The sequence below is a fragment of the Macellibacteroides sp. genome (assembly GCF_050251695.1).
Lineage (GTDB): Bacteria > Bacteroidota > Bacteroidia > Bacteroidales > Tannerellaceae > Macellibacteroides > Macellibacteroides fermentans.
In genome coordinates this window covers 1-20,644 of record NZ_JBFWMI010000017.1, presented here as the reverse complement: position 1 = coordinate 20,644, position 20,644 = coordinate 1, and the positions used below count along the sequence as shown (strand labels likewise).

General features: G+C 40.4%; 17 protein-coding genes and 3 tRNA genes. 14 read left to right on the top strand and 6 right to left on the bottom strand.

What is annotated here, in order from left to right:
- Positions 1 to 258: 258 nt before the first annotated feature.
- The 3 genes from AB7E53_RS04320 to AB7E53_RS04310 form a co-directional block, all read right to left on the bottom strand.
- Complete coding sequence (locus AB7E53_RS04320; RefSeq protein WP_446774368.1) at positions 259 to 1,197, bottom strand: DMT family transporter; 939 nt, start codon at positions 1,195 to 1,197, stop codon at positions 259 to 261.
- Positions 1,198 to 1,289: 92 nt separating this feature from the next.
- Positions 1,290 to 1,371, bottom strand: a tRNA-Tyr gene (locus AB7E53_RS04315).
- Between the two features lie 18 nt (positions 1,372 to 1,389).
- A tRNA-Thr gene (locus AB7E53_RS04310) sits at positions 1,390 to 1,463 on the bottom strand.
- A 240-nt stretch (positions 1,464 to 1,703) separates the two neighbouring features.
- Between AB7E53_RS04310 and AB7E53_RS04305 the strand changes: the two genes are divergently transcribed.
- The 7 genes from AB7E53_RS04305 to AB7E53_RS04275 all read left to right on the top strand — a co-directional run bounded on the left by AB7E53_RS04305 (position 1,704) and on the right by AB7E53_RS04275 (position 9,487).
- The gene (locus tag AB7E53_RS04305; RefSeq protein WP_446774366.1) at positions 1,704 to 2,426 is read left to right on the top strand and encodes an MBL fold metallo-hydrolase; all 723 of its coding nucleotides are present in this window, start codon (positions 1,704 to 1,706) and stop codon (positions 2,424 to 2,426) included.
- Between the two features lie 16 nt (positions 2,427 to 2,442).
- The gene (locus tag AB7E53_RS04300; protein ID WP_079681816.1) at positions 2,443 to 2,820 is read left to right on the top strand and encodes a VOC family protein; all 378 of its coding nucleotides are present in this window, start codon (positions 2,443 to 2,445) and stop codon (positions 2,818 to 2,820) included.
- A 63-nt stretch (positions 2,821 to 2,883) separates the two neighbouring features.
- On the top strand, positions 2,884 to 3,624 hold the full coding sequence (locus AB7E53_RS04295) for a copper homeostasis protein CutC (RefSeq protein ID WP_446774364.1): 741 nt from the start codon (positions 2,884 to 2,886) through the stop codon (positions 3,622 to 3,624).
- 43 nt (positions 3,625 to 3,667) lie between these two features.
- Entirely contained in the window at positions 3,668 to 6,331 is a 2,664-nt protein-coding gene (locus AB7E53_RS04290; protein WP_446774362.1) for a DUF5916 domain-containing protein, read from the top strand.
- A gap of 75 nt (positions 6,332 to 6,406) precedes the next feature.
- On the top strand, positions 6,407 to 6,595 hold the full coding sequence (locus AB7E53_RS04285; protein ID WP_350456006.1) for a PspC domain-containing protein: 189 nt from the start codon (positions 6,407 to 6,409) through the stop codon (positions 6,593 to 6,595).
- Positions 6,595 to 8,616, top strand: a complete 2,022-nt coding sequence (gene uvrB / locus AB7E53_RS04280; protein ID WP_079681820.1) for an excinuclease ABC subunit UvrB — start codon at positions 6,595 to 6,597, stop codon at positions 8,614 to 8,616. Before AB7E53_RS04285 ends, uvrB begins: the two co-directional genes overlap by 1 nt.
- 22 nt (positions 8,617 to 8,638) lie before the next feature.
- Complete coding sequence (locus AB7E53_RS04275; protein WP_446774360.1) at positions 8,639 to 9,487, top strand: N-acetylmuramoyl-L-alanine amidase-like domain-containing protein; 849 nt, start codon at positions 8,639 to 8,641, stop codon at positions 9,485 to 9,487.
- On the opposite strand, the gene AB7E53_RS04270 is transcribed toward AB7E53_RS04275, so the two are convergent.
- Positions 9,476 to 11,656 (bottom strand): DUF5686 family protein, encoded by a 2,181-nt coding sequence (locus AB7E53_RS04270; RefSeq protein ID WP_446774358.1) that lies wholly within the window; start codon positions 11,654 to 11,656, stop codon positions 9,476 to 9,478. The genes AB7E53_RS04275 and AB7E53_RS04270 overlap by 12 nt on opposite strands.
- A 166-nt stretch (positions 11,657 to 11,822) precedes the next feature.
- Here AB7E53_RS04270 and AB7E53_RS04265 point away from each other — a divergent pair, with 166 nt between their 5' ends.
- Complete coding sequence (locus AB7E53_RS04265) at positions 11,823 to 12,524, top strand: Crp/Fnr family transcriptional regulator (protein WP_079681823.1); 702 nt, start codon at positions 11,823 to 11,825, stop codon at positions 12,522 to 12,524.
- A gap of 79 nt (positions 12,525 to 12,603) precedes the next feature.
- On the opposite strand, the gene AB7E53_RS04260 is transcribed toward AB7E53_RS04265, so the two are convergent.
- Positions 12,604 to 13,998: a DUF4270 domain-containing protein gene (locus AB7E53_RS04260; protein ID WP_446774357.1), complete on the bottom strand. Its 1,395-nt coding sequence runs from the start codon at positions 13,996 to 13,998 to the stop codon at positions 12,604 to 12,606.
- 5 nt (positions 13,999 to 14,003) lie between these two features.
- On the bottom strand, positions 14,004 to 14,825 hold the full coding sequence (locus AB7E53_RS04255; protein ID WP_079681825.1) for a glycogen/starch synthase: 822 nt from the start codon (positions 14,823 to 14,825) through the stop codon (positions 14,004 to 14,006).
- Positions 14,826 to 15,040: 215 nt separating this feature from the next.
- Here AB7E53_RS04255 and panC point away from each other — a divergent pair, with 215 nt between their 5' ends.
- From panC to AB7E53_RS04225, 6 genes are all read left to right on the top strand, one after another.
- Positions 15,041 to 15,880, top strand: a complete 840-nt coding sequence (gene panC / locus AB7E53_RS04250) for a pantoate--beta-alanine ligase (protein WP_446774390.1) — start codon at positions 15,041 to 15,043, stop codon at positions 15,878 to 15,880.
- Positions 15,881 to 15,904: 24 nt separating this feature from the next.
- Positions 15,905 to 16,255 carry an aspartate 1-decarboxylase gene (gene panD, locus AB7E53_RS04245; RefSeq protein WP_068178639.1) on the top strand — a complete coding sequence of 117 codons (351 nt, stop codon included), beginning with the start codon at positions 15,905 to 15,907 and terminating at the stop codon, positions 16,253 to 16,255.
- A gap of 92 nt (positions 16,256 to 16,347) precedes the next feature.
- Positions 16,348 to 17,670 carry an MATE family efflux transporter gene (locus AB7E53_RS04240; protein WP_179399254.1) on the top strand — a complete coding sequence of 441 codons (1,323 nt, stop codon included), beginning with the start codon at positions 16,348 to 16,350 and terminating at the stop codon, positions 17,668 to 17,670.
- Positions 17,671 to 17,737: 67 nt separating this feature from the next.
- A complete protein-coding gene (ffh, locus tag AB7E53_RS04235) occupies positions 17,738 to 19,063 on the top strand; it encodes a signal recognition particle protein (RefSeq protein WP_079681826.1) in 1,326 nt (441 codons plus the stop codon).
- 20 nt (positions 19,064 to 19,083) lie between these two features.
- Positions 19,084 to 19,980: a bifunctional methylenetetrahydrofolate dehydrogenase/methenyltetrahydrofolate cyclohydrolase FolD gene (folD, locus tag AB7E53_RS04230; RefSeq protein WP_079681827.1), complete on the top strand. Its 897-nt coding sequence runs from the start codon at positions 19,084 to 19,086 to the stop codon at positions 19,978 to 19,980.
- A 67-nt stretch (positions 19,981 to 20,047) separates the two neighbouring features.
- Positions 20,048 to 20,121 (top strand) — tRNA-His (locus AB7E53_RS04225).
- The last annotated feature ends 523 nt before the right edge of the window (positions 20,122 to 20,644 follow it).

The following is a 20,644-nucleotide window of genomic DNA, read 5'->3' as shown; positions in this document are numbered from 1 at the left end:
GGCATGCCGGTAAAAAGAGATGCAATACTAAGGATTGCAACATCGCAGAACGTGGTTGCTGCGTATGCTTATATGTAGATTCTTCCCCCCTAAGGGGTCATTGTCAATGCCCAGGTATGGTATGCAAAAGTTGCAATCATTATTTTCTGTTCGATTGAATTCGTTATTATTTATTCGGCAATATTAGTGATAATTTTTCAATTGAAAGCGTTTTTAGGGAAATAACTTGATGTTTTGTTTGTAAAGTTGCCTTTTTGCTTACTTTTTCCTGTTTTTTGAAGCAATACTTCTTTCTATATCATCGCGACTTTTACTTTGTGTTACCAGGTAGACGCCTGAGAAAACAAATACTGCCGCAATGAGTTTGACCAACGAAAATGTGTCTTGACCAACCATGATGGCTATGATGGATGCGCCTAAGGGCTGTATGTAATTGTACATACTCATGGTTGTGGGACGTATCCTCTTCAATGAGATGGGAATTAACAGATAAGGGATGAAGGTTGCAAAAAACAGGACATAAAGAATTGACAAAATATATTGACTGTTGATAGTTCCATGAAATGCAGGCGTTTCAATAAGGTCGTCGTAAGTAAATGGAAATATAACAAGGGTTGAAAAAAGAAACATCCACTTCATTATTGTGACAGACGAGTAGCGTTTAGTAATGGGTTTGGCGATAACCAGATATATGGAGTATGAAAAAGAGCTTAGCATACACAACATATTACCTAGCAGATTGCTTTTACCGGAAGCCACTTGTCCTGAAGCCAAGATAAGCCCGATTGCTCCTGTTGCGCCAACCAATACCCCGAAAGCCTTCATCCGGGTAATAGGTTCATTCAGGATGATTGCGGCCAATACCATAACAAAAATAGGAGAAGCAGTCGATATGATCGACGCATCGATTGGCGAGGTATTTGTAAGACCGTATATGAACAATCCCTGATTGATGGTAATCCCTGTCATCGAACAGAAAAAGAGCAAGGCAAGATCTTTTTTGGGGACATGTTCCTTAGGCAAGAAAAGAGACGTTAGCCAAAACATTACACATGCAAACAGCATACGCAAGAGGGTTAAGCCAAAAGGGGTGACGTGTATGGGTAGTAATGATTTGGAAATGGTGATATTTATAGCAAACAGAATATTTACCATAAAAATCAACAAATGGCCTATGTATTTATCCTTTGTCATCATTGACCGTCAATTTATTTTTACAAATGTACTATTTGGGCTGATACTATAAACAAAGAACCATGCATTAATGAATGCATGGTTCTGAAATTTTGTGGGCAGTGATGGATTCGAACCACCGAAGACGAAGTCAGCTGAGTTACAGTCAGCCCCATTTGGCCACTCTGGTAACTGCCCTACAATAAAAATTATTTGAGCCTCTTGTCGGATTCGAACCAACGACCCCGAGATTACAAATCACGTGCTCTGGCCAACTGAGCTAAAGAGGCATTGCTTTTTTTCTTAGCGAGTGCAAAGGTAGTATAATATTTTAACAATCCAAATATTCCTGCAATTTTGTTGTATAGGGTGGATTTCTGCATTAAATGCTGTATTTTTGTATGCACAACTTGTGTTATAATATGTAATAATCTGATAATAAGAGTAAATGATGTTGATGTAATTTGTGTGTGCTGCGAACATAATTTACTTGAAAGGGGTTTTATAAGCAGAAAATAAATTTAATGAAGATGAAATTAATATATATTTATCACAGTTGCTATGCGATAGAGGGCGACGATTATACAATTTTAATCGACTTTTATAAAGATCAGTCAGACGTAAAAGGTCGTAAAATTGTTCAGGATATTCTTCTGAATCGTCCGGGCGCTTTTTATGTGCTTTCAACACACGGGCATAGTGATCATTTCACGCCCGAAGTTTTATCCTGGAAAATTAACAGACCGGATATTCACTATATCTTTTCGAAGGATATTCTGGTAGATGGTAAAGCATCTGCTACGGATGCTGTCTATTTAAACAAAGGAGAAACTTATCAGGATGATTTGTTGAAGATTGAGGCGTTTGGCTCCACCGATTTGGGCGTGTCGTTTTACATTGAAGTAGGAGGGAAGCGGATATTTCATGCCGGAGATTTAAATAATTGGCATTGGAATGAAGAGTCAACTCCTCAGGAGTCGGCCGAATATGAAGATTTCTACTTGAAAGAATTGTCGTATCTAGCCAAGAATGTTCCTTTAATTGATATGGCCATGTTTCCGGTTGATCCCCGGTTGGGAAAAGATTACATGCGGGGGGCGGAACAGTTGACAGATTATATATCTGTAAAGAATTTTGCACCCATGCATTTTGGACTCAAATATGATAAAGCAAATGCATTTGCTGCATACGCACGCATGAAGGATGTCCGGTTTGTAATGATTACAAAACCGGGAGAAAGTTTTGAATTTTAAACTATTAAATAGAATTATGGAGATAAAAAGCAGATTTGATCATTTCAATATCAATGTTCTTGATCTTGAGAGAAGTATTGAATTTTACCAAAAGGCTTTGGGCCTGAAAGAAAAAAAACGTAAAGTGGCATCCGACGGTTCATTTATTCTGGTCTACCTCGGCGAAGAAACAACAGGATTCCTGTTGGAACTTACCTGGTTAAGAGACAAGAAAGAACCATATGAACTTGGAGAAAATGAGAGCCATTTGTGTATGCGAGTGGAAGGCGATTACGATGAAATCCGTAAATACCATAAAGAGCTTGGATGTGTATGTTATGAAAACACATCCATGGGGCTTTACTTTATTAATGACCCGGATAATTATTGGATTGAAATTCTTCCGGTAAAATAAAATAGATTGTTTGTCCCCGTCCTCTCATAAGACGGGGATATTATTTAAATCAGATTATAGAATATGAATCAGAAAAGGATTCTTGAAATTTGTGCAAATTCTGCGGCAAGTTGCGTGGAAGCAGAAGCCGGGGGGGCGGCAAGGGTTGAACTATGTGCCGGTATTCCGGAGGGAGGTACAACTCCGAGTTATGGTGAAATCAGAATGGCTAAGGAGCTTACTTCCCATATTGATATAAATGTCATTATCAGACCCAGAGGAGGTGATTTTTTATATACTCCGGCAGAAATTCAATCCATGTTGTATGATATTGAATTGGCGAAACAGCTTGGAGTACATGGCGTTGTTTTCGGATGCCTCACAAAAGAAGGAGATGTGGATGTTCCATTACTAAATAAATTAGTGGCGGCATCCAAGCCTTTGTCGGTAACATTTCACAGGGCATTCGATGTGTGCAGGGATCCATTTGAAGCTTTGGAGCAGATTATTACTGCAGGATGTGACAGAATCCTCACTTCAGGACAGCAGCAGGATGCTGTAAAGGGAATTCCTTTATTGGCTGAGTTGGTACAAAGGGCCGGTGAACGTATAATTATTATGCCGGGTTGCGGAGTAAGGGAGAACAATATTGCACAGATCGAGCAGGAAACAGGAGCGAAAGAATTCCACACATCAGCCAGAAGTACCGTTTTTAGCCAGATGGTGTACCGAAACGAAAATGTACCGATGGGAAGTGCTGCTCTGGGTTCCGAATTCGAAACGCAACAAACTGATAGAAAGAAAGTGTCTGCTTGTTTGATGTAATAATTGTTTTATGTATCTTCGTCCATTCTTTAGACGAAATCACATGAAATGCATATCTATAATTGTTAGCCTCTTTTGCTTTTTATCTGCTTATGCACAACAAGATTCTGTAGTGCCTTTTGATAAAGCATATAAACGTGTATATTACGCAACGAAAATCTCAGACAATAAACCCGTTATCGATGGGATGCTGAATGATCTTCTCTGGCAGGAGGAAGGTGTGTGGACTGAAAAGTTTGTACAGGTTTCTCCTTTCGAGAGGGTCATTTCTTTATCCCCTACAAAAGCCAAATTATTTTACGATGATAAATTTATTTATGTTGGAATTTATTGTAAAGACGCTGTTCCCGAAAAGATAAATCAATTTATTGGAAACCGCGACGATAACAGCTTGGGCGATCTGGTAAGTATTGCCTTTGATACTTACCACGACTTTCGGGCCGCTCCGGAGTTCAATATCAATGCCGGAGGAAATAAAACAGATCTTGTTGTAACCGATAAACTAAACGTTAATTTGAGTTGGAATGCTGTTTGGGAAGGGAAGACTTCGGTAAACAAAGCAGACTCCAGCTGGTCGGCCGAATTAAAAATTCCATTTAGTCAGCTTCGCTACAATCAACTGTCCGAAGAAGGGATTTGGGGATTGCACATCCGACGGATTATCCGTCGTAATAATGAAGTTCAGAATTGGAGTATGATTCCGCTAAAGAATAACGGCCATGTGTTTTCATTTGGTGAGGTACACCAGATGACAGAACTACCCAAAGCCCGTGGAATAGAATTTCTGCCTTATACGATGGGAAAGTTTACCAGCGAACCGGTAGTTCCCGGAAGTCCCTATCAAACAGGTAACCGTTGGAAAGGAAATATAGGGATGGATGCAAAGTTTGCCTTGTCTGATTTTACGCTGGATATGACAATCAATCCGGATTATGGACAGGTTGAATTGGACCCTTCTGTAATGAATCTGACTGCATACGAGACATTTTACGACGAGAAGCGCCCTTTCTTTTTGGAAGGAAAACATATTCTCGATTTTGCCAGTGGTAATGATATGATGTTCTATACACGCAGAATTGGCGGATCACCTTCATACTCACCCTCCGGAATCGATAATGTAAATTCATTTACCGAAACAAAAGAGAATGTACCTATTTTGGGGGCACTAAAGCTTACCGGAACAAACAGGCATGGACTAACCATGGGTGTTCTGCAAAGTATTACGGCCCGCTCATCAGCCAAAGTAAGTCGTAATGGAATGGAAACGGAAGAAGTGGTGGAACCGCTCACAAATTATTCCGTTGCCCGGGTTCAAAAAAACTGGAAGGGTAATACCTTGTTGGGAGGAATGGTAACGTCGGTCAACCGTTTCATGGAAGACTCGCCTTTAAAAGAGATTCTGTTCAGCAATGCCTATTCGGCCGGGATCGATTTTGTTCAATATTTTAGTAACCGTTTGTATTACATTGACTTTAAGGGAATATACAGCTCAGTAAATGGATCTGAAAATGCCATCAGTCTGCTTCAACGGAATCCGGTACACTATTACCAAAGAGAATCAGCGCAATCTTATCTGGGAGTAGATTCCAGGCGTACTTCACTAAATGGTACGGGAGGATATCTGAAAGTAGGTCGTAAAGGAAATGCAAAATGGTTTTTTTCCGAAACCGTCGGTTGGACATCTCCTGGTTTTGATTTAAATGCCATTGGTTATCTTAAAGAGGCGGATTTTTATGAAAATGAATCGGAAATAGGGTATCGTCAAACTACCAACTGGAAGATGTTCAGATCCAATACCTTTACGCTTACTCAAAGAAACCGATGGAATTATGGGGGAGAGTCAGTATTGAATACTGCATCCTTAAGATGGCAGAGTATGACAATGAAACGGTATGAAATAGATTTTAAGGAGACCTGGGTCTGGAACATGCTTGATAGTCGTATGTTGCGTGGAGGTAAGGATATGAGATTCGACCCCAGTTTCAATACCTATCTGAAAATAAATACGGATAAAGCAAAAAGGGTGCTGTTTACAATGACTTACGAAGGAACACATAATACAGACGGATACAATTCGGCCAACAAAATAAGTCCTGCTTTTACATTCCGTTTAGGAAACCATGTTTATCTTTCCAGTCAGTTTGATTATGCCTGGAACAAAGATAACTTACAATACGTAAGTTCATCCGTGCCGTTGGGAAATCAGATTTTGCCCATCCGTCCTGTTGTCCCATACTATGTGATGGGGCATATGAGTCAGGAAACCTATGGTTTAACCATGAAGCTTCAGGTAAATGTTACACCTGATATATCCTTGCAGCTTTACGGATCACCATTTACCTCAACTGCAACATTCAGCGACTTCAAAGTAGCGGATAATACCACTTCATCTACCTATTCGGAACGTTGCATACCTATCGATCCTGCCAGCTTGAAGCTTTCAAACAATATCTATTCGGTTGAAAAAGAGGGAGTACCTGTCTTTAATTTCCGAAAACCCGACTTTAGTTTCAATGAGTTCCGATCTAATGTCGTAGCTCGATGGGAATACCTTCCGGGATCAACGCTCTTTTTTGTATGGGAGCATAGAATGTCCGATCGGGCAAGCAGTGTAATTAATGGTTGGGGAGACAATCTGGATCGGATGTTTGGTCTGCCTGCCAGAAATACATTTATGATTAAAGTAAATTATTGGTTTTCCATATAAAAATATGGATATTGTCTACATGAATCTGAAACTAATTAATAAATTTGCAAGAATAGAATATTTAGATTTACTAAAATGGAAAAAAGAAGACTTACCCGTTCTAACAATGGTATGATTGCCGGAATATGTGCCGGTATAGCCGATTATTTTGATTGGGATCCTACGATGGTCCGTATCGGTTATATACTGTTAAGCCTATTTACTGTGTTTGCAGGTTTCTTGATGTACATTGTTTGTTGGATTGTTATTCCTAAAGAGAATTAATGGATTTTGAACTTTCTTCAATCTTTTCGCCTACCGGAGATCAGCCTGATGCCATAGCTGCGTTATCTAACGGAGTTACAGAAGGTGTGCCTTTTCAGACCCTTTTGGGTGTAACGGGTTCGGGTAAAACTTTTACGATTGCGAATGTAATCAAGGAGGTAAAGAAACCTACCTTGATTCTAAGTCATAACAAAACCCTGGCTGCACAATTATATAGTGAATTTAAAAGCTTCTTCCCTAATAATGCGGTGGAGTATTTTGTATCTTACTATGATTATTATCAGCCTGAAGCCTACCTTCCCACAACAGATACTTATATAGAAAAGGATCTGGCAATAAATGATGAGATTGAGAAGTTACGATTAAGAACTACCGCTTCCCTTCTTTCGGGGCGTAAAGACATCATTGTGATATCCTCTGTATCCTGTTTGTATGGTATGGCAGACCCAACAGCTTTTGCTTCTAAAGTGACACATGTTTTCAGAGGGATGAAAATAGACCGGGATGCTTTGTTGCGTTGTTTTGTTGATGCGTTTTATGTAAACAACAAGGTAGAATTCAAAAGCGGCTGTTTTCGTGTTAATGGAGATACTGTGGATCTGTTCCCGGCAATTGAAACGTTCGATGGGGTTGCTTACCGTATTGAGTTTTGGGGAAATGAAATCGATCGTATCTCATCCTTCGACCCACTGTCGGGCAGAGAAATTGATGAGCAGGAAGAATTGAATGTCTACCCAACCAATCTGTTTGTAACATCCAAGGAACGAATGGCCGAAGCTATCGGTCAGATTGATGTGGACCTTGGAAAACAGGTTGAATATTTTAAGGAAATCGGTAAACCCTATGAGGCAAAACGCTTATACGAGCGGGTTGTCTTTGATTTGGAAATGATTAGGGAACTGGGCCATTGTTCGGGTATTGAAAACTATTCCCGTTATTTCGATGGTCGAAATGCCGGTGAACGACCTTATTGCTTGCTGGATTATTTCCCGAAAGATTTTTTGTTGGTGATAGACGAGAGTCATGTCACCGTCCCTCAGATAAGGGCCATGTACGGCGGAGACAGATCCCGAAAACAAAATCTGGTTGAATATGGCTTTAGGTTACCGGCTGCACTGGACAACCGCCCTCTTACATTCGAAGAGTTTGAATCGCTTACTCCTCAGGCAATATATGTAAGTGCTACACCTGCCGATTATGAACTGATAAAATCAGAGGGTGTTGTTGTTGATCAGTTGATTCGGCCTACCGGTCTGCTGGACCCGATAATTGAGGTTCGTCCCACATTGAATCAGATTGACGATTTAATGGAAGAGATAACAAAACGATCTGCCATTGATGAGAGGGTGCTGGTTACTACGCTGACCAAACGAATGGCTGAAGAGCTTACGGCTTACCTGGGTAGAATGGGCGTGAGATGTAATTATATTCATAGCGATGTAGACACGTTGGAGCGTGTTAAAATTATGGATGACCTACGCAAAGGATTGTTCGACGTGCTTATCGGTGTTAACTTGCTGAGAGAGGGCCTGGATTTACCGGAAGTTTCGTTGGTGGCCATTCTGGATGCCGATAAAGAGGGCTTTTTACGATCCCATCGTTCATTAACGCAGACAGCCGGTCGTGCTGCCCGTAATATAAACGGGAAAGTAATTTTCTATGCAGACCGTATTACAGACAGTATGCGTAAAACTATGGATGAGACTACCCGTCGACGCGAAAAACAATTGGCATATAACGAAAAGCATGGCATTACTCCTCAGCAGATTGTTAAGAATACAGGCTCTTTCTTAGGCGAAAAGCAGCTTCAAGGCGTGGAGCCTTACGCTTACATTGAGCCAGAACCAAGTCTGGCTGCAGATCCGGTGGTTCAATATATGAACAAAGCCCAGCTTGAAAAAGCGATTGAACGAACAAAGAAACAGATGATGGAAGCAGCTAAAAATCTTGATTTTCTTGAAGCTGCACAATTTCGTGATGAGCTTATAAAGCTGGAGGATTTGCTTAAGGCCAAAGTCTGATTATCACTAAAAAGAGTAAGATATGAATTTGCTTAAGATTGTATTTGTACTGTTGTCCGTTACGGTTCAGACCGCCGCTAAGGTAGTTTATTTGCCTTCAGATTCTCTTATTTTCGAGAAGTGTATGCAGGCGATGGATGTAAACAAGGATCTTCCATTGCAAGATTTAGTGGTGCAGACAGCCTTATATTTTGAAGGCACCCCCTATGTTGCCTCAACCCTGGAACAGACGCCGGAACAACTGGTTGTAAATCTTCGTGAATTTGACTGTACTACCTTTGTTGAATCGGTCCTGGCTCTTTCATACACCCGAAAAGATAAAAACCCCTCTTTCCAAACGTATTGTATGAATTTGAAACGGATACGATATAGAGAAGAGATAAAAGATTACAGTTCGAGGTTGCATTATACGACAGACTGGATTCAGACAAACGAAAAACGGGGATTTGTAAAGGATATCTCACAACAACTCGGAGGGGCGATATTGCCTGTAAATTTATATTTTATGTCGACTAATGCCGATAAGTACAAACAGCTTTTAAATAATCCTCAGCTAACAGACAAGATTAGACAACAAGAACAAGCGGTAAACGCTCTGCCACATTATTATGTTCCTGTATCCGATATCGATAAAAGATCCGGGATGGTAAAAAGCGGAGATATGGTCTGCTTTGTCACAACAATTAAAGGATTGGACGTGTCTCATGTGGGTTTTGCACTTCATAAGGACGGGATGTTGACATTTATACATGCTTCGTTAACTGCCAAAAAAGTGATTGTAAATCCTATTTCCATTCAAGCCTACGTTGAGGGAATCAAACACAATAACGGAGTGTTGTTTGTAAGACCTCTTGAGCAATCATTGAAATAATTCAAAAGCAAAACGGAAACCCGCGCGTTGGTATTCTCCTTTCTCAAATCCTGCAAACACTGCAATATTGAAAAGATGATTACCAATTCCATAACCCACTTCAGTGTAGCTTGGGAGATAGGGCGTGAAAAGCTGGCTCAAATACAGCCGCTCTGTAAAGATATGCTTGGAAGCCTCTTTTTTTAACAGATGCATAAGGATAAACGGACTTTCATACATTACATGTGCCTGTACATAGGAATTGGATGCGTTGTACCATTCTCCCGGCAGTAATTGAAACACGCCTCCGATTCTGTCGTTCCATGAGTCGGGAAAGTGGCGTCTGGTAAAATAACGGAAATCCGCAAAATAAACAGACCTTTGTCTGGTAAAGAATCCGGCACTAACATAGTAATTAAAGCGCTTGAGAAGTCCCATGTTTATAACCTGCTGAATATCTGCTTCTATTCGTTCATAATCACTCAAACTTCCCAGTACGCCTCGTATGCCTCGGGCATATTCGACTGAAATGGTTGGAAGACAGGATTGAACATATTCCTTTAGTCTGCCATCCATCCGGTAGTACTGATAGGGGGTGTAGGATAACCCGATATACGGAACGAAATCATTGTAATTGTCGTAAATCACATCAATAATTTCACCTTCGTTAAGTAGCTTTTTTCCATTGGTGACAGGTGTTCGGTGATGGAATGTAAGTCCGCTATGCAGTTGCAATCCATTCAGTAATTCAATCTTATTTCGCAGGTCAGCATAATAGTCTCTGTAGTATTTAAGATTCAGATTGTCGAATGAAAAAGCTGAATCTTTTACCAGTTCTTTAATCTGATTTGTAATTTCCGACGAGTAATTCTGGTTGCCGTTTGCAAAGGTCAGACTTAATGTTCCTGTTTTCTCAGGAGCATAAACCCAGTCGCCTGCCAACTTATAGAAAAACTCCTTTCTCTTGAATACAAACCCAATTTCAGGACGAAAGCGTATTTGCCGGTCATCCTTAAGCCTTTTACTAACCCGTAGTTGTTGCCGGAAACTTATTCCATCCAGTTTTGTATATCCAAACATAAATGGGTTGAGTATTCCGGAATACTTCATTCGGGTTGAGTGTATGTCGAACCTCATCGAGTTTGTAAGAGTTTCGGTCAGTTTTAGATATTTCTGGATAGCCGTAGAGTCGGCTGTAATTTTCTTTTCGTTCAGGGGTAGTGCTAATAATATGGATTCCTCTACCGTTAATTTGCTTTTCCTATTTGCCGACCAATATAATGTATCCTTTACTACAGGAATGGTGTCGGTTTCAAAATGGTAATAGTTTGAAAGATCAAGCGTTCGTTCAGATTCCACATCTGCAATGTTTTCGATTTCGGTCCACGAAACCGATTTAAAGTCATAATTTATTTTATAGTTGCACTCAATTGAATTGCCTAATGCCTTATAACGTAGATTAAGTGATGCTGTATTAGGCAGACACAGATGCTGATATAATTTATTAAAGTCGATAATCAAATTAAACTCTGCGAAAGAAACCCGACCGTTTATATCGAGTTTTTCAATTGAATTAAGATTGTCTCTTATATACAGATAGCCGCAAATGAGTTTCTGACTCCATTGTTTCGGCATAACACAAATCTTGAAAATCCGGCTTGTGTCTGTTTCTTCAATCCCGTCGACCCAGTAGGTGTAATATTTGGAAGCATGAGTGCCTACGGGAGTTATAATCAGTTCGTCGTAAGCTGTTTCAGAATTTACGTTTAGACTTAAGAATTTAAGGACTTCACTAATTTGTTTGTTAGAAGGTATGTTATTGCCGTTTATAGCATTAAACTTGTGATAAAAATGGTTGGGAGAAACAAACCGGGTATTAGCCAGCAATTCAAAAAACGTTTCTTTGTTTTTGTTGTCAATCGGAAATAGCTTAGGAACGTAGCGCATGAGCGCGTTGCTTTTTAGAATTTCGGAATGACCTTTTATGTATACTTCGGCCTCATAGTTGGAAAGAGCTTTTTTATGCATTTCGGCATTTAATCCAACCAGGTACATTATAGAGTCGGCCATCTGTTCTTTAACCGGGTCATCACAAACTCTATAGGCAAAACCTTTTCCATAGGAATAAGTACTCCAAACTATATTCCCTGCCAGAAACAGAAATAGATAGATGTATCTATATAGATGCATAAGAGTCTGAAAAATCAAATTATAACAAACTTAATGATTTTCTTTTCTAAAGAAAAGAAAAGGTGCTATAATAATTTATTAAATAAAATTATTTGTTGTATTTATTATTTTATTTTCAAATAAAATTCTATATTTGTGCTTCACAAGTATGTTATAAAGCAGTATCGTGGTAAAGCATCAAAAAGAAGAAGTCGATTTTTCGGCTAGTTTATCAGAGGTATGGAGAGTATTGAACGATAAGGAACGTGATATTCTCCGCAATAATGCAATCGTTCAGCATTTTAAGCGGAATGAGTTGATTTATTGTGAAGGTGATGAGCCTAAGGATATGATGTGCTTATTAAAAGGCAAAGTCAAAATCTTTAAAGAAGGAGTTGGCGGGCGAAGTCAGATTATACGGATGATTAAACCTGTGCAATACTTCGGATATCGTGCTAATTTTGCTCAGGAGCAATATCTTACCAATGCATCTGCCTTCGAAGCATCAACTGTTTGTCTCATTCCGATGACTGTGGTTACCAGCCTGATTATGGCAAATGCTGAACTGGCCATGTTTTTTATCCGTCAGCTTTCTGTCGATCTGGGTATTGCAGACGAACGAACTGTAAATCTTACACAAAAACATATTCGCGGACGTTTGGCAGAATCTTTGTTGTTTTTGCAGGATAGTTATGGATTGGAAGAAGACGGAGCTACGATTAGCATCTATCTTTCAAGAGAAGATTTGGCCAACTTGTCGAATATGACAACATCCAATGCCATTCGTACATTATCTAATTTTGTTACCGAACGGATAATTGCTTTAGACGGAAGGAAGATTAAGATTATCGATGAAGACCGCTTACGTAAGATAAGTAAACTAGGATAATTTAAACACAACATACATTATATAGTAAAAAAGGCGTTTCTAATAAAAGAAACGCCTTTTTTGCTTATTCTGAAGTAGCTTATTTATTGTATTTGCTAGTTACAACCTGTATTTTCATACTTTCAGCATCTTTACGAAGCTTTACACCGGAGGGCGACAAGTAATGATTTAACGAGATTGTATAAAAACTGTTAGTGCCGCCGTAATAAGATCCATAGCTACCTTTTACTCTTTCTACCGGAACAACCAATAGTTGAAGATCTTTATCCGGAGCCTTTTCTATCTGATTCTTTAATATATATGAAATATTTTTAAAGTTATATTGACGACTGGCTGCATCGTAATCGTCGGATAGGAAGGACGTAACATTGTTTTCAATGCTTCTGTTTTCAAAGAAAGTCTTGACTGAATCTTCCGGAATTAACAATAAATTGGTAGGAGGAGCCAACGCATATTTCCAGTTCTCCTGTGGCATTGCTTTTAGTGTAAGCGGCATATTGTTAATAATACGTCCGTCTATAACCTTGATAATTTCGGAAGCAGGGATCGTAAGCTTCGTGAAAACACCGGCTGGGGTTTTCAAATAGGTATAATCGTTATTGGGTTGCAGAATTGTTTCCAGTCCTGAATTCGCAATGTGATTCAATTGAATAACCTCTTTTGTTGTGTTGAAACGTTCAACACCCTGGGCAACATAAGATGAATCCTGACCGGCGCTACCCTTTACAGTTGCAGTATATTTGTAATACATACTGAAGGTAGTATTGGATACATTCAATATATTACCGCTACCAAAAGTAGTAGTGATATATAGGCCAGGGAAAAACTTGTTGAAGTTTTCCTGATTTTTGAATGAATTCGGGTTATTCACCGTTTCATTATAGAAATTCTGTCCGACAGATTTGGTGAGTCGAACCGATACGTGAGGTACGTAGTAGTTTGCGTCATCCGTATTGGTTATGCCACGAATCGAATCAGACACGGTTGCATCATACGCTGTATAGGTCTGCATACCCAAAGAGGTCTGCATATTCGTATAATCGGCCGGGTTCATGTTGGTATAGTAATTCTTATTCAGAGGCTTATCAACATTGTATACCTGTACACGCATGGGGGTAAGGGTATCACCGATAGAAGAATAGTAAGTTATACGTAAATCTACAGAGTCGATCACTCCATTGATAGGTGTATGTGTAAATTTAAAATTCTCCGGACAATAAAACTGGCAAATATAATCCGATTTAAGATTTCCATACAGCGGATCATAAATCTGTCCTAATAACCCGGTTACACTTTTAGCAAAGATCGAATCGACCTTTACCGTTGAAGCTGACATCGAAAAGGTATCCGTAAATACGGCAATCTTATCGCTATCCGGTTGAATCGAGGAACCCACCAGGTTCAGATCATCATCACAACCAATCATTGACAATGCGGTTGCACCAAGTCCTAGTATAAAAAGCTTGATTTTCATTATAGTTACTGATTTTTGTCCAATACTACATCATAAAACGAGTTGAATGCATCAAGATACGTTTCTGGTGACTGGTAAGGGAGAAACGGGATTTGTTTATTTGATTCTATATACTTACTGATTTCCGGGTTGATGGACTCGCTTCCCTGTATAACACCATCCGAAAAATCGATGGCCAGTTTGGCAAGCGAAACAAAACTTGCATCCTCCTTAATAGAACGCAAATCATTTTCTGCTATTCCATCCATTTGCAGTTTCTTTCCAAAATCGTTGCGGAAAGGAACTTTAAAATCGTCGCCATAAATTGAATACACAATTTTTGCATTACGAAGACAAGGATCATCTGCATAGGCACGTTTGATGTAAAGTCCGGTAAGGGCCGACATCCATCCATGACAATGAATCAGGTCCGGGATCCAGCGTAATTTCTTTACAGTTTCAAGTACACCACGTACATAAAATATGGAACGGTCGTCGTTGTCTTCATATTCGTTGCCAGCCTCGTCGATTACGGTCGATTTCCGTTGAAAGAAGTCGTCGTTATCGATAAAGTAAACCTGCATTCTGGCAGACTGAATAGATGCAACCTTAATAATCAGCGGGTGATCAGTGTCATCAATTATAAGATTCATTCCAGAAAGACGTATTACTTCATGAAGTTGATTGCGTCGTTCGTTAATATTTCCGAACTTAGGCATGAATGTCCTGATTTCGCGGCCTCTATCCTGAATTCCTTGCGGCAAATTTCTACAAATCGTTGCAATTTCAGATTCGGGAAGATAAGGTGTAATTTCTTGAGTAATAAACAAGATCTTTTTTGCATCCATTCTATAAACATATATTTTAAAACGGTACAAAGATAGTAAAAAAAAACGGTTAATTATCAAAGGTTTCCGATGAATGATTTTTGATGAAAATTAAAACATCCTTTAATTGTCCATCATTTAGCGAGTTATCAATAATCCTCTGTATAAAAATGCCGCTTTACTTTCATATCCGGTAATTATTTATTTGCTTTGCACCTTCATTAAGCGTCTAAATGATGAAAATAGTAAACAGTATTAATGAGTTGCGTTGTCATCTTGCAGAAGATAAGCAAAAAGGCAAAAGAATTGGTTTTGTTCCTACAATGGGAGCTTTGCATGCAGGACACCTGAGCCTGGTCAACCGCTGCGTTTCAGAAAATGATATATGCGTAGTTAGTGTGTTTGTAAATCCAACACAGTTTAATAATCCGAATGATTTACTGACTTATCCCAGAACCCTGGAAAACGATTGCCGGTTATTGGAATCATCCGGGTGTAATTATGTATTTGCACCTACGGTAGAAGAAATGTATCCGGAGCCAGACACGAGGGTTTTCGATTTTGGGAAAGTATCTCAGGTGATGGAAGGAGCCCGCAGACCGGGCCATTTTAATGGTGTGGCTCAGATTGTGAGCAAGTTATTTTACGTTGTTGAGCCGGATGTGGCCTATTTCGGGGAAAAAGACTTTCAGCAGATTGCCGTAATCCGTGCCATGGTGAAGCAGCTTGATATCCCGGTTGAAATAGTGGACTGCCCTATTCAGCGGGAAGTTGACGGACTTGCCTTAAGCAGCCGGAATACACGTCTTACACCCGAACAGCGCCAAAAAGCACCTGTTATTGCCCGTACATTGAAAGAAAGTATTACCTTTGTACCCGAAAAGAGCGTCAGGGAAGTGCTTGATTATGTGGTATCCACTATTAATGCAGTTCCTGAAATGGAAGTCGAGTATTTCGAAATAGTGGATGGAAATACGCTCGAATCAATTGAGAACTGGTCCGACACCTCTTATCCGGTAGGATGTATTACCGTTTATTGTGGAGAGGTACGTTTAATTGACAATATCAAGTACTAAGGGTTTGAACAATACATTAAAACAATGTTTATAGAGGTAGTAAAATCAAAAATTCACAGAGTAACCGTAACTGAAGCCAACCTCAATTATATAGGTAGCATCACCATAGATGAAGATCTGATGGATGCAGCCAACCTGATTGAAAATGAAAAGGTTCAGATTGTGAATAATAATAACGGCGAACGTTTTGAAACTTATATCATTAAAGGAGAGCGTGGAACAGGTGTGATCTGTTTAAATGGAGCCGCAGCCAGAAAAGTGCAGCCGGGAGATGTGGTTATTATCATGTCTTACGCCTTAATGGATTTTGAAGAGGCGAAAACATTCAGACCAGCTGTTGTTTTTCCGGACACCGCGACCAATAAGTTAGTCTGAAAAAACAGTTGATTCATATAATGAACAGATAAACAAAGAAGCTCGCCCTTACACAGCGGGCTTTTTTTGTTATGATGAAACAAAAACAAATTATGTATTCTAATAAGCAAATCTGGAATGTAAGTTATCCGATATTTTTGAGTCTGCTGGCTCAGAATGTGATAAACGTAACAGACACCGCTTTCCTTGGTAGAGTAGGGGAAGTGGAGCTGGGTGCGGCAGCTATGGGCGGACTTTTCTATATCTGTATTTATACGATTGCCTTCGGATTCAGTACCGGATCACAAATAGTGATGGCCCGCAGGAATGGCGAAAAGCAATATGCAGATGTGGGGCCGGTAATGATTCAGGGAATTGTATTTCTATTCTTGTTGGCCGGGATTGTATTTACCTTATCCAAACTATATGCCGAAAACGTAATAAGTCTGCTTATCTCGTCCGAACAGGTACGAGGTGCAACCATGGAATTTCTTGATTGGCGTGTATTCGGATTCTTTTTCTCATTTGTAAACGTAATGTACCGTGCATTTTATGTGGGGATTACCCGCACAAAGGTACTTACTATGAATGCCGTTGTAATGGCTGTTACCAATGTTATTCTGGACTATGTGCTTATATTCGGTCATTTAGGATTTCCGGCAATGGGTATTAAAGGGGCGGCTATAGCTTCTGTCGTTGCCGAAGGAGGATCCATCCTTTTCTTTGTAATCTATACCCGGCTTACCGTAAACAGGAATAAGTACGGACTCAACAGGCTTACTTCATTCGATTTTGCATTACTCGGCAGGGTGCTTAACATATCCATTTTCACCATGATGCAGTATTTCTTTTCCATGGGAAGTTGGTTTATGTTTTTTGTTGTAGTTGAGCGGATCGGAGTGCGGGATCTGGCCATCGCCAATATTGTGCGAAGTATCTATGTGGTAATGGTAATTCCGGTAAGTGCCCTTTCAACAACGACCAATACATTTGTCAGCAACACGATAGGAGCCGGTAAAACAGACCAGGTTATGGGTGTAATTGCTAAAATATCCAAGCTGTCTTTTTATATAATGGCTGTATTTGCAAGTGTGGTTTGTCTTTTTCCTAAACTTATCTTGTCTGTATATACCAATGATCCGCTGCTGATAGCCGATTCTTATGCATCTATCTACGTGATATCTGCTGCGATGCTGATCAGCTCCGTCGGAAGTATCTTTTTTAGTGGTGTAACCGGAACCGGCAATACCCGTTCGGCACTTACCATGGAAACAATTACGCTGGTCTTTTACGGAGTATACATCTATCTGGTGGGGATGGTGTTTAAGCAACCGGTTGAAATCTGTTTCACTACAGAAATTGTCTATTACACAGGTTTGCTTGCATTCAGTTACTTATATTTGAAAAAAGGACGTTGGCAACATAAAAAGATATAGAGATTCCATCCCTTTTTTGTACATTTGCGCTTTAGTAAGAAAAAAAATAAATAAAATATAATAGATTATGTTTGAGAATTTAAGTGAGAGACTCGACCGATCGTTTAAACTGTTGAAAGGTGAGGGTAAGATTACCGAGATCAATGTAGCCGAAACCCTGAAAGATGTTCGTAAAGCATTGTTGGATGCTGACGTGAACTACAAGGTTGCCAAGCAATTTACCGATACAGTAAAAGAGAAAGCACTTGGACAGAATGTGCTTACATCCGTAAAGCCAAGTCAGCTTATGGTGAAAATTGTTCACGACGAGCTGGCCCGTTTGATGGGTGGTACGGCAATCGACGTTGAACTTAAAAGCTCTCCGGCTGTTATCTTGATGTCTGGTTTGCAGGGTTCGGGTAAAACAACCTTTTCCGGTAAGCTGGCCAATATGCTTAAAAGCAAGAAAGGGAAAAATCCGTTATTGGTTGCTTGCGACGTATACCGTCCTGCTGCTATCGAGCAGCTGCGGGTTCTTGGTGAACAGATCGGAGTACCTGTATATTCTGAAATAGATAGTAAAAATCCGGTTCAGATTGCGTTGAATGCAGTAAAAGAGGCCCGGGCTAAAGGACACGACCTTGTAATCGTGGATACCGCCGGCCGTTTAGCTATCGACGAGCAAATGATGAACGAGATTGCTGCGATCAAGAAAGCCCTTAACCCGGACGAAATCTTGTTTGTGGTAGACTCCATGACCGGTCAGGATGCAGTAAATACCGCTAAGGAATTTAACGAACGTCTCGACTTTAACGGAGTTGTTCTTACTAAGTTGGATGGTGATACACGAGGTGGTGCCGCACTTTCTATTCGTTCGGTTGTTGACAAGCCTATCAAGTTTGTTGGTACGGGCGAGAAGATGGATGCACTTGATATTTTCCACCCCGAACGTATGGCCGACCGTATCCTGGGTATGGGTGACATCGTTTCGTTGGTTGAAAGAGCTCAGGAGCAATACGATGAGGAAGAAGCTAAGCGTTTGCAGAAAAAAATTGCAAAGAACCAGTTTGACTTCAACGACTTTATTTCTCAGATTCAGCAGATCAAGAAGATGGGTAATCTGAAGGAGCTGGCATCCATGATCCCGGGTGTTGGAAAAGCATTGAAAGATATTGATATCGACGATAATGCCTTTAAGGGAATCGAAGCGATAATCTATTCGATGACTCCGGCCGAGCGTTCCAACCCTGCTATTTTAAACGGATCCCGTCGTGCCCGTATCGCTAAAGGAAGTGGTACCAGCATTCAGGAGGTAAATAAATTAATCAAGCAATTTGATGAAACCCGCAAGATGATGAAGATGATGACAGCCATGAAGCCGGGTAGCAAGAAATTGCCTTCAATGAGAAGATAACACCAAAAGGAGAATATAATATGGAAGAACAACAGATGCAATTATTGGATGGAAAGGCTGTTGCAGCCCAGATGAAACAAGAAATTGCAGCAGAAGTAGCCCAGATTAAGGCTAACGGAGGTAAAGTTCCTCATTTGGCTGCCATCTTGGTGGGACATGATGGCGGAAGTGAAACGTATGTAGCCAGTAAGGTGAAAACGTGCGAAGAGGTTGGATTCAAATCTTCGCTGATCCGCTACGAAGAAGACGTTACCGAAGAGGAATTGCTTCGTAAGGTGGACGAGTTGAATAATGATCCGGATGTAGACGGATTTATCGTTCAATTGCCGTTACCCGCACATATATCGGAACAGAAGGTTATCGAAGCAGTAGATTATCGCAAAGATGTGGATGGATTCCATCCTATCAATGTAGGGCGTATGGCAATTGGCCTTCCATGTTTTGTTTCGGCTACACCGGCCGGCATACTGGAACTATTGAAGCGATACAACATTGAAACAAAAGGCAAACACTGTGTAGTGCTTGGCCGTAGCAATATTGTAGGCAAGCCCATGGCTACGCTGATGATGCAGAAAGCATATCCGGGCGATTGTACCGTAACGGTTTGTCACAGTCGTTCGGAAAATCTGAAGGAGATGTGTCTTGCTGCAGATATCATTATCGTTGCTTTGGGAGTTCCTGAATTTCTTAAAGAAGATATGGTCAAGAAGGGGGCTGTTATTGTTGACGTGGGTACTACCCGTATGCCAAGCAGCGTAACCAAGAGCGGATACAAGCTAACAGGCGATGTTAAGTTTGATGAAGTGGCACCTAAGTGTTCGTATATCACACCAGTACCGGGTGGGGTAGGACCTATGACCATCATTTCTCTTATGAGAAATACCTTGCTTGCAGGTAAAAAAGCAATTTACAAGTAAAAAAACGAGCAAAAGCTTTGCAAGATTAGAAATAATCCCTATCTTTGCACCGTCTTAAAGAAAACATGGTGGTTGTAGTTCAGTGGTAGAGCACCTGATTGTGGTTCAGGGTGTCGCGGGTTCGAATCCCGTCTTCCACCCAGTGCAAAGTAGAGAGTCTGAAACATTGTTTCAGACTCTTTTTTTGTTCACCCGGTTCGAACTTAAGGCGACTATTCCGGTATAAGCTTGGTCAATTCCTGTAAGGATTAAAGTAAAGGTATAGCAGGACTGACCTGGGCAGTCAACATTTTTCAGGACGGGTCATTATTTCTGATTTTCGCAAAACCATCTGTTATCCATCATTTTTAGCGCCCAACCACCTGTATGGCAGAGGTATAACCAATGACAGATGAGGTTTTTATATCTGTCAGCAGTCGAGTAGACCTGAGCATTTCAGCTCAAGCCTCTCACAGAACCGTGCGTGACAGTCTCCCATCACACGGCTCTTCTAATTCAGTCTTATAAGATTACCATTTACTGTTAGCTGTTGGAGTCACTCCCCACTGCCAGTGGTAAAAGAGTTTAGACTCTTTCCGGGAGATGTTTCCCAGCCAGTAGTAAGCCCGATAGGGTTTCCCCTTGAAGCGCTTGAACTTGGCTGTAACCCATCTGGCCAGATGTC

What these genes read in the sequence shown, in the direction of transcription:
- AB7E53_RS04320 (WP_446774368.1), bottom strand. Translation starts at nt 1,197, where the DNA reads ATGATGACAAAGGATAAATACATAGGCCATTTGTTGATTTTTATGGTA.
- AB7E53_RS04305 (WP_446774366.1), top strand. Translation starts at nt 1,704, where the DNA reads ATGAAATTAATATATATTTATCACAGTTGCTATGCGATAGAGGGCGAC.
- AB7E53_RS04300 (WP_079681816.1), top strand. Translation starts at nt 2,443, where the DNA reads ATGGAGATAAAAAGCAGATTTGATCATTTCAATATCAATGTTCTTGAT.
- AB7E53_RS04295 (WP_446774364.1), top strand. Translation starts at nt 2,884, where the DNA reads ATGAATCAGAAAAGGATTCTTGAAATTTGTGCAAATTCTGCGGCAAGT.
- AB7E53_RS04290 (WP_446774362.1), top strand. Translation starts at nt 3,668, where the DNA reads ATGAAATGCATATCTATAATTGTTAGCCTCTTTTGCTTTTTATCTGCT.
- AB7E53_RS04285 (WP_350456006.1), top strand. Translation starts at nt 6,407, where the DNA reads ATGGAAAAAAGAAGACTTACCCGTTCTAACAATGGTATGATTGCCGGA.
- uvrB (WP_079681820.1), top strand. Translation starts at nt 6,595, where the DNA reads ATGGATTTTGAACTTTCTTCAATCTTTTCGCCTACCGGAGATCAGCCT.
- AB7E53_RS04275 (WP_446774360.1), top strand. Translation starts at nt 8,639, where the DNA reads ATGAATTTGCTTAAGATTGTATTTGTACTGTTGTCCGTTACGGTTCAG.
- AB7E53_RS04270 (WP_446774358.1), bottom strand. Translation starts at nt 11,656, where the DNA reads ATGCATCTATATAGATACATCTATCTATTTCTGTTTCTGGCAGGGAAT.
- AB7E53_RS04260 (WP_446774357.1), bottom strand. Translation starts at nt 13,998, where the DNA reads ATGAAAATCAAGCTTTTTATACTAGGACTTGGTGCAACCGCATTGTCA.
- AB7E53_RS04255 (WP_079681825.1), bottom strand. Translation starts at nt 14,825, where the DNA reads ATGGATGCAAAAAAGATCTTGTTTATTACTCAAGAAATTACACCTTAT.
- panC (WP_446774390.1), top strand. Translation starts at nt 15,041, where the DNA reads ATGAAAATAGTAAACAGTATTAATGAGTTGCGTTGTCATCTTGCAGAA.
- panD (WP_068178639.1), top strand. Translation starts at nt 15,905, where the DNA reads ATGTTTATAGAGGTAGTAAAATCAAAAATTCACAGAGTAACCGTAACT.
- AB7E53_RS04240 (WP_179399254.1), top strand. Translation starts at nt 16,348, where the DNA reads ATGTATTCTAATAAGCAAATCTGGAATGTAAGTTATCCGATATTTTTG.
- ffh (WP_079681826.1), top strand. Translation starts at nt 17,738, where the DNA reads ATGTTTGAGAATTTAAGTGAGAGACTCGACCGATCGTTTAAACTGTTG.
- folD (WP_079681827.1), top strand. Translation starts at nt 19,084, where the DNA reads ATGGAAGAACAACAGATGCAATTATTGGATGGAAAGGCTGTTGCAGCC.